Consider the following 7,950-nt stretch of genomic DNA (forward strand, 5'->3'; position numbering starts at 1 on the left):
GTCCGGACGGAGCGCCGGGCGGCGGTTGGTAGCCGGGCGGCGGGCCCTGCTGGTAGCCCGGCGGGGGCCCGGCCTGGTACCCGGGGGGGGGGCCCGGCGGGGACCCGGGGGGCGGGCCCTGCTGGTACCCGGGGGGCGGGCCGGAGGGGGCGCCGGGCGGCGGGCCCTGCTGGTACCCGGGGGGCGGGCCCTGCTGGTACCCGGGGGGCGGTCCGGACGGGGCGCCGGGCGGCGGCTGGTAGCCGGGGGGCGGGCCCGGCTGGTACCCCGTCGGCGGGCCCGGCTGGTAGGCCGGCTGGAAGGTGGTGGGCGGGGGCTGCGCCCCGGCGGGCGGCGGGCCGGACGGGTCCTTGGACAGCGACGGCCCGCCGGTCCGGATGGGGCCGGTCGAGCCGTGTCCGGTGGCGTCGGGCCCGCCGGATCCGGCTTGCCCCGACGAGGAACGTTCGTCCGGGGCGTCGCCCGAGGGCCCAGGGCCCCCGGGAGGTGGTTGGGTCACGATCGGACCTCCTGGTCGATGACGATGGCCGCCGCGGTCCTTGACGCCCGGCTCACCACGACGGTAGCTCCGGCGCGGCGGGCGATGGTAGCGGACACGCGGCGACGCTGCGTCACGCAAGGCCTCAGACCAGCAGTTTCGCCGGTCGGACCGTCCCGAAGTGGCCGACGGTCACCGCCGGCGGCCGGTCACCCGCCGGCGAACGGCGGCAGCACGTCGAGCACCTGGCCGGGTCGGACCGGTGTGTCGGGCTCGTGGACGGCGACCTCGTCCAGCAGGAACGAGCACCGGGGCAGCACCCGGGCCAGCCCGGGTCGCCGCTCGGCGGCGGCCGCGACGACCGCACCCACGGTCGGCCGGGCGGTCCCTGTGCCGGTGCCGGTCTCTGGGCCGGCGGCCGGCAGGGCGACGGTCTCCTCGGTGACGCCGGCCGCGGCCCGGGCCGCGGCGAAGTAGCGCACGGTGACGACCATGGTCCGGGTCCGGGTGGCCGACCGGTGCTCAGCCACCGATCGCGCTCATCGGCCGGTCGGGTTGCAGGAACGACGGGTCGTCGATGCCGTGGCCGGGCAGCTTGCCCCAGGTGGTGGCCCGCCACAGCCGGGCGATGTCCTCGTCGATCCGGTCGGCGGGCCCACCGCCGCGCAGGATCGCGCGCAGGTCCGTCTCGGCCCGGGAGAACAGGCAGGTGCGGATCTGGCCGTCGGCGGTCAACCGCGTCCGGTCGCAGTCGCCGCAGAACGGCCGGGTCACCGAGGCGATGATGCCGACGGTGGCCGGCCCGCCGTCCACCCGGAACAGCTCGGCCGGCTCCCCCAGCCGGGCGCCCGGGTCCGGGGTGAGGTCGAAGCGGGCGGACAGCCGCTGCTGGATCTCGTCGGCCGTGACCATCCGCTCGCGCGACCAGATGTGGCCGGCGTCCAGCGGCATCTGCTCGATGAAGCGGAGCTGGTAGCCGTGGTCGAGGGCGAACCGGAGCAGGTCGGGGGCCTCGTGGTCGTTGACCCCGCGGAGCAACACCACGTTGATCTTCACCGGGGTCAGCCCGGCGGTGGCCGCCGCCTCGAGCGCGGCCAGCACGTCGGGCAGGCGCCGCCGGCGGGTGATCCGCTCGAACGTGTCCGCATCGAGCGAGTCCAGCGAGATGTTGATCCTGTCGAGGCCGGCCGCCACGAACTCGTCCGCGCGCCGGGCGAACCCGATGCCGTTGGTGGTCAGGGACAGCTCCGGGCGCGGGCGCAGCGCGCCCACCCGAGCGAGAATGCCGGCAAGCCCCTTGCGCAGCAACGGTTCCCCGCCGGTGAAGCGGATCTCCTCGATGCCGAGACGCTGCACCGCGACGGTGATCACCCGGACCAGTTCGTCGTCGGTCAGCAGCTCGCCGGCCGGCTGCCAGTCCAGGCCGTCGGCGGGCATGCAGTAGGTGCAGCGCAGGTTGCACCGGTCCGTCAGCGACACCCGCAGGTCGCGGGCCCGCCGGCCGTGCCGGTCGATCAGGTGCGGGGAGTCGCCCCGCCCCGCCGCATCCGGGGTGGCGGACACGCCCGGGCCACCCACTCGTGGGATACCAAGGGCAACGGGGGTCACCCCGCCAATGTAGTTGGCCGAGCGCGCGAGGCCACCATGGAGGCATGAGGACCGGGCGCGGGCGATCCGGCGACGCAGGAGCCTGATTGCCGAGCGTGGTCGTCATCGGCCGAGCGCGTGAGGCCACCATGGAGGCAGGAGGACCGGGCGCGGGCGATCCGGCGACGTAGGAGCCTGATTGCCGAGCGTGGTCGTCATCGGCCGAGCGCGTGAGGCCGCCATGGAGGCAGGAGGACCGGGCGAGGGCGATCCGGCGACGCCGGAGCCTGATTGCCCGCGGGACCCTGACCAGGGCCCGGGCGAATGGGTCATAGTGGAACGGGGTGGCGCGAGGAGGACTGCGGTGCGTGAGGTGCTGGCCGAACTGCTGCACTGGTGGTCCGCGGGCGAGACCGTCGGGCTGGCCACGGTCACCGGTACGTTCCGGTCGGCCCCGCGCCCGCCGGGCGCGGCGATGCTGGTCGGGCCGGATGGGACCGCCGTCGGCTCCGTCTCCGGCGGGTGCGTCGAGGGCGCGGTGTACGAGCTCGCGCAGTCGGTGGTCGCCTCCGGGGTCCCCGTCCCGCAGCGGTACGGGGTGTCCGACGACGACGCCTTCACGGTCGGGCTGACCTGCGGCGGCATCATCGACCTGTTCGTCGAGCCGGTGTCGGCGACCACGTTCCCCGAGTTCGGGTCGCTGGCCGCGTCGATCCAGGCCGGCGAGCCGGTCGCGCTGGCCACCGTGACGGCCGGGCGGCCCGAGCAGGTCGGCCGGCACCTGGTCGTGTGGACCGCCGACACGGCCGGCGGGCTCGGCTCGGCCCGGCTGGACGACGCCGTCGGCGACGACGCGCGCGGCCTGCTGGCCAGCGGCCGGACGGCCTCGCTCACCTACGGTCCGGACGGCGAACGGCGCGGTGAGGGGCTCACCGTGTTCGTGTCCTCGTTCGCGCCGGCCCCGCGGATGCTGGTCTTCGGGGCGATCGACTTCGCGGCCGCGGTGGCCCGGGTGGGGTCGTTCCTGGGCTACCGGGTGACCGTGTGCGACGCCCGGCCGGTCTTCGCCACCGCCCGCCGCTTTCCCGACGCCGACGAGGTGATCGTCGACTGGCCGCACCGCTACCTGCGCGCCCAGGTCGAGGCCGGCGCCCTGGACGGCCGGACGGTGATCTGCGTGCTCACCCACGATCCGAAGTTCGACGTGCCGGTGCTGACCGACGCGCTGCGGCTGCCGGTCGCCTACGTCGGCGCCATGGGGTCCCGGGCGACCCACGCGGACCGGCGGGCCCGGCTGCGGGCGGCCGGCCTCACCGTGGCCGAGCTGGCCCGGCTGGCCTCGCCGATCGGGCTCGACCTGGGCGCCCGCACCCCGGAGGAGACGGCGATCTCGATCGCGGCCGAGATCGTCGCCCGCCGGTGGGACGGTGCCGGGCGCCCGCTCTCGCGCACCTCCGGCGCCATCCACCACACGCACCCGGTCGCCGATCCCCGGCCCGCCCCGGCCGGCTGATCGGCCGGCGTCGCGACGCCCGGGCGGACGCCCCGGGTGCAGGCCCCGCCGGCGGATGCAGAAAGTCAGGCGGTGGCGTTCGGCACGCCGGCGTCGCCCAGGTCGTGGGCCAGTTCCTTCTCGTCCTCCTCGGACAGCGAGGTCTTGAGCAGCTTGCCGCCGAAGGGGCCGATCCGGTCGGCGAACTTGTCCTCGGTGATCTTCGAGGCCATGATCACGACCGCCGAGTTGCCCGGCTCGAGCAGGGCGTTGACCTGCGAGCGGAACTCGTCGTTGATGCCGGACTTGCCGAGCTTGCCGAACAGCGCGCCCATCAGGCCGCCCAGGGCCAGGCCGAAGAACGGCACGAAGAACAGCAGGCCGATGAGCATGCCCCAGAGCGCGCCGGAGGCGGCGCTCATGCCGACGATCTTCTGCGGCGTCTCGACGTGGCTCTTGCCCTCGGCGTCGACGTTGACGATCGCCAGACCCTGCAGCTCGACGACGAAGTCGCCCTGCATCGCCAGCACCTCGTTGTAGGCCGATGTGGCCTGATCGTGGTTGTCGTAGCCGATGACGATCAGCTCGGACATGGTTGCCTCCTGCGGCTGTCGAAAGGCGGAGCGGACGCCGAGGAGTCGTGGTGCGCACGGTCCGACCTCGGCGCCGAGGTCGCACCGCCGGAATCGGAGAAGTCGTCCGGCGGCAAACCGATCTAAGCACAGCGGTTCCGGTGCGCCGTCGTCCGAGACGGGTAATCACGGCGTCAGGGTCTTCCGTTGCTGAACGTAGTCGTGTTCTACTCTCTGTAGTCGGCTGGATCGACAGGTTTCAGGTCCGTCGGATCTGCGGCCGCTAGTCCACCTCAGGGGTAAGGGGACTCCCATGGCGGGTGTTGCACAGGAACGTCCGGTCTGGCACGCGGTGGCCAGGGTGATGGTGTGGGACGAGGCGGGACCACCGCGCGCGATCGCGCAGGTCATCGGCCAGTCGATCCCGTCGGCGACGGTCGAGGTCGCCGGCGACATCGACGAACTCGTGCAGCGGTGCAGCGCGGAGCGGCAGGACATCGCGTTCGTCGCGGTCCGGTCCCGCGGCGAGTGCGCGCTGCCGGGGATCGAGCGGCTGCGGCGGGCGTGCCCGCTGACCCGCGTGATGGCCTACGGGACGAGGGTCGACGGTGCCGCCATGGGTCGGGCCGTGGCCGCCGGGGCCGGCGGCTTCGTCATCCTGGAACCGGACCGGGTCGCGGTGGCGCCAGAGATCGAGAAGATCCGGCTGCCGGCCTGGCCGCCCACCGGAGTGCAGCGGCGGCCCCCGACCGGGCGGGCCTCGCTCACGCTCACGGTCACCGAGCGCGAACTGCAGATCCTGCGGGGCATGACCGACGGCTGCTCCAACCTGGAGATCGCCAAGCAGCTGTTCGTGTCCGAGGACACGGTCAAGACCCACGCCCGGCGGCTGTTCCGCAAGCTCGGCGCCAACGACCGTGCCCATGCCGTCGCGCTCGGCATGCGGTACGAGCTGGTCGGCTGAGCCCGGCCGGTCCGGTCCCCGGTCCGCCCGATGCGACGATGGGCCGATGCCCGCGCGTAAGGACGTCACCCTGGTCGCCCGGGCCGCCATGGGCGCGACCTACTGCGTGTGGGCGGCCACCAACGCATCGCCACTGGGGCTGTTGCGGCAGGTGGTGGCCATGCGCGGCGGTGCGGCCGCGCCGTCCGACGGGCCGGCCCGGGATCTGCTCGCGGCCACCAGGCGCACGCTGATCGCCGGCCGCTCGGGAGTGCCCAGCGTCGGCGCCGACCAGTCGGCGCGGTTGCGGGAGGTCGGCGAACGGGAGCTTCGCGGGGTGCTCCCCCTGCTCGACCGGATGCCCGCCGACGAGGCCGAGCAGGTCCGGACCTGGCTGGTGGACGTGGCCATCGGGGTCGCCGGGGCCGGACCCGACCGGTCCACCGACGAGCCGATCAACGCGGCCGAGGCCGGGGCGATCGAACGGGTCGGCGAGATCCTGATGGGCCGAGTCGGTCCCGTCGAGGACGCGGCCGGCGGCGGCGTCACCGGCGGCCGGTGATCACCAGGGTGGCCAGCAGCGCCGGCAGTGCGACCCAGAACACGATCGTCAGGATGGTGCCGGTCCAGGAGAGCACGTACCCGGTCCGGCCGAGCCGTTCCAGGGCCAGCGTGCGCACGGGCGAGGTCCAGCGCATCGAGCGGTACGCGCGGATCAGATGCAGCCGGTCCTGCCAGATCCGCACGGGCCGCTTGACGATGTCCGGCCCGATGACCGAGCCGGTGGCGTGCCGGCTCAACGGGTAGGCCAGCAGCAGCGCGACGACGCCGGCCCCGAAGCGCAGCAGCACCCCGGCCGCGGCGATCGCGAACGGGGACAGCAGCGCCCGCAGAGCCTGGCCCGGCGTCGTGATGTCGGGCAGCGACTCGAAATGGTTGCCCACCGTCAGCAGGAAGTAGATGAGGCCGACGACGAACAGCGCCGGCGCGGCACCCCGGACCACTCCGACCACGATCAGCGCGAGCGGGTCGAACCGGCCCGGCCGCAACACCGAATCCGGGTCGAACGCGACCAGCGGCGGCGACACGTCCCCCCACCTCACCGTCAGGCCAGGGCCGGGATCACCTGCGTTTCGAACAGCTCCAGGCTCGAGGTGTCGTAGGCCAGGTCGGGGAAGTAGGTGATCGCGTACGTCATGCCCAGACCCTTGAGCTCGGTGAGTTTCTCAACGATCTGCTCGGGCGTGCCCACGCCGGGCAGGTCGCGGAAGCCGCCGAGCTGGCCGGCCGCCTTGTCCGCCCCTATCAGGCGGGTGTAGATCTCCTCCAGCCGGTCGAGCTTGTCGGCGACCTCCTTCTCGTCCCGGCCGATGATCACGTTGTAGTTGGCCGAGCGGGTGATCGCGTCGTAGTCCCGGCCAAGCCGGCCGCAGTGGTCGGCCAGCACCTGCGACTTGTGCGCGAACCCGCCCGGGGTGCCGTCGAAGTTGGTGTAGTCGGCGTACTGCGCGGCGATCCGCAGCGTGACCTGCTCCCCGCCGCCTGCGATCCACAGCGGGATGCCGCCCGCCTGCAGCGGCAGCGGGCGCACGATCGCCCCGTCCACCTGGTCGATCCGGCCGTTGAGGGTGGCGACCCCGTCCCGCCAGGCCTGCCGCATGATCTGGACGCCCTCGTCCAGGGCGCGCAGCCGTTCCCGCGCGGGCGGGAAACCGTAGCCGTAGGCGCGCCATTCGTGCTCGTACCAGCCGCCGCCGATGCCCATCTCGACCCGGCCGCCGGAGACGATGTCGGTGGTCGCGGCGACCTTGGCCAGGTAGGCCGGGTTCCGGTACGACATGCAGGTGCACATCTGGCCGAGCCGGACCCTGGACGTGCTCGCGGCGAACGCCGCCATCAACGTCCACGCCTCGTGGGTCGCCTCGGTGGAGGGCGTCGGCGTCGTGTGGAAATGGTCGTAGACCCAGATCGACTCCCACGGGCCGTCGTCCGCGCGGCGGGCGAGCCGTGACATCACCGCCCACTGCTCCGCCGGGTCGATGCCGACCAGATCGAACCGCCAGCCCTGCGGGATGAAGACCCCGAACCTCATCGTCATGACGGCCAACGGTAGTCCGGCCGCGACCGCAGGAGGATGCCGACGTCCCGTCAGGTCGGGACCTTCGACCCAGGTGCGCCGGCGCCGGGCGGACAACCATATGAGACGTCCGATACCGCGTCGGGATCGGAAGTCCTCAAGGAGATGACCACCATGGCCACCAGCACCACCGGCCACGCCCCGGTCCTGGGAACCGGAGCATCGACCGTCACCATCACGTCCGGCGGCGCCATCGCCATCGCGCTGCTCCGGCTGTCCATCGGATTCGTGTTCCTGTGGGCGTTCCTGGACAAGTTCTTCGGGCTCGGCTACTCGACCCCGGGCGAACGGGCCTGGATCAACGGTGGGTCACCGACCAAGGGCTTCCTGTCCCATGTCGACGTCGGCCCGTTCCAGTCCGCGTTCAATTCGATCGCGGGCACCTGGTGGGCGGACACGCTGTTCATGCTCGGACTGCTGGGCGTCGGCCTGGCCGTCATGTTGGGTGTGTTCATGAACGTCTCGGCGGTCGCCGGGTCCCTGATGATGCTGCTGATGTGGGCCGCCGAATGGCCGCTCGCGCAGTTCGCGTCCACCGGTGATCCGACCGGTTCGACGAACCCGTTCATGGACTATCACTTGATCTACGCGCTGGTGCTGATCGTGCTGGCGGTTCTCGGGGCCGGACGCTACTTCGGGATCGCGCCGTGGTGGGCACGCGTGACCGGTGGCCAGGCCTGGCTGCGCTAGCGCTCGAATCGGCGAAGACCCGCGTAGATCAAGCCGAACTCCCGCCGCCCC

Annotated in this window: 9 protein-coding genes; 4 read left to right on the forward strand and 5 right to left on the reverse strand. The window is 73.1% G+C overall.

The features are described 5' to 3' along the window. Positions 1-687: 687 nt before the first annotated feature. Together ACOJUF_RS00250 and moaA are read right to left on the reverse strand one after the other, a co-directional pair. On the reverse strand, positions 688-972 hold the full coding sequence (locus ACOJUF_RS00250; RefSeq protein ID WP_420119862.1) for a MoaD/ThiS family protein: 285 nt from the start codon (positions 970-972) through the stop codon (positions 688-690). 28 nt (positions 973-1,000) lie between these two features. Continuing rightward, entirely contained in the window at positions 1,001-2,041 is a 1,041-nt protein-coding gene (gene moaA / locus ACOJUF_RS00255) for a GTP 3',8-cyclase MoaA (RefSeq protein WP_420119855.1), read from the reverse strand. Positions 2,042-2,429: 388 nt separating this feature from the next. Here moaA and ACOJUF_RS00260 point away from each other — a divergent pair, with 388 nt between their 5' ends. After that, entirely contained in the window at positions 2,430-3,578 is a 1,149-nt protein-coding gene (locus ACOJUF_RS00260; RefSeq protein WP_420119856.1) for an XdhC family protein, read from the forward strand. A 65-nt stretch (positions 3,579-3,643) separates the two neighbouring features. Here the strand turns inward: ACOJUF_RS00260 and ACOJUF_RS00265 are convergent, their stop codons facing one another. Next, the gene (locus ACOJUF_RS00265; protein WP_420119857.1) at positions 3,644-4,150 is read right to left on the reverse strand and encodes a DUF1269 domain-containing protein; all 507 of its coding nucleotides are present in this window, start codon (positions 4,148-4,150) and stop codon (positions 3,644-3,646) included. A gap of 292 nt (positions 4,151-4,442) precedes the next feature. Here ACOJUF_RS00265 and ACOJUF_RS00270 point away from each other — a divergent pair, with 292 nt between their 5' ends. Continuing rightward, positions 4,443-5,093, forward strand: a complete 651-nt coding sequence (locus tag ACOJUF_RS00270) for a response regulator transcription factor (RefSeq protein ID WP_420119858.1) — start codon at positions 4,443-4,445, stop codon at positions 5,091-5,093. 46 nt (positions 5,094-5,139) lie between these two features. Further along, the gene (locus ACOJUF_RS00275) at positions 5,140-5,634 is read left to right on the forward strand and encodes a hypothetical protein (RefSeq protein ID WP_420119859.1); all 495 of its coding nucleotides are present in this window, start codon (positions 5,140-5,142) and stop codon (positions 5,632-5,634) included. On the opposite strand, the gene ACOJUF_RS00280 is transcribed toward ACOJUF_RS00275, so the two are convergent. After that, positions 5,618-6,160, reverse strand: a complete 543-nt coding sequence (locus tag ACOJUF_RS00280; RefSeq protein ID WP_420119860.1) for a hypothetical protein — start codon at positions 6,158-6,160, stop codon at positions 5,618-5,620. The two genes, ACOJUF_RS00275 and ACOJUF_RS00280, sit on opposite strands and share 17 nt — an antisense overlap. Before the next feature lie 17 nt (positions 6,161-6,177). Continuing rightward, positions 6,178-7,164, reverse strand: coding sequence for an LLM class F420-dependent oxidoreductase (locus ACOJUF_RS00285; protein WP_420119863.1), 987 nt, complete (start codon positions 7,162-7,164; stop codon positions 6,178-6,180). 159 nt (positions 7,165-7,323) lie between these two features. Between ACOJUF_RS00285 and ACOJUF_RS00290 the strand changes: the two genes are divergently transcribed. Beyond that, positions 7,324-7,899, forward strand: a complete 576-nt coding sequence (locus ACOJUF_RS00290) for a hypothetical protein (RefSeq protein ID WP_420119861.1) — start codon at positions 7,324-7,326, stop codon at positions 7,897-7,899. Positions 7,900-7,950 lie beyond the last annotated feature (51 nt).

This window comes from Nakamurella sp., assembly GCF_048594475.1.
Lineage (GTDB): Bacteria > Actinomycetota > Actinomycetes > Mycobacteriales > Nakamurellaceae > Nakamurella.

Bases quoted from the DNA above. Each gene is read 5' to 3' on its own strand.
- ACOJUF_RS00275 (WP_420119859.1), top strand. From the start codon at position 5,140: ATGCCCGCGCGTAAGGACGTCACCCTGGTCGCCCGGGCCGCCATGGGC.
- ACOJUF_RS00270 (WP_420119858.1), top strand. From the start codon at position 4,443: ATGGCGGGTGTTGCACAGGAACGTCCGGTCTGGCACGCGGTGGCCAGG.
- ACOJUF_RS00290 (WP_420119861.1), top strand. From the start codon at position 7,324: ATGGCCACCAGCACCACCGGCCACGCCCCGGTCCTGGGAACCGGAGCA.
- ACOJUF_RS00285 (WP_420119863.1), bottom strand. From the start codon at position 7,164: ATGAGGTTCGGGGTCTTCATCCCGCAGGGCTGGCGGTTCGATCTGGTC.
- ACOJUF_RS00250 (WP_420119862.1), bottom strand. From the start codon at position 972: ATGGTCGTCACCGTGCGCTACTTCGCCGCGGCCCGGGCCGCGGCCGGC.
- ACOJUF_RS00265 (WP_420119857.1), bottom strand. From the start codon at position 4,150: ATGTCCGAGCTGATCGTCATCGGCTACGACAACCACGATCAGGCCACA.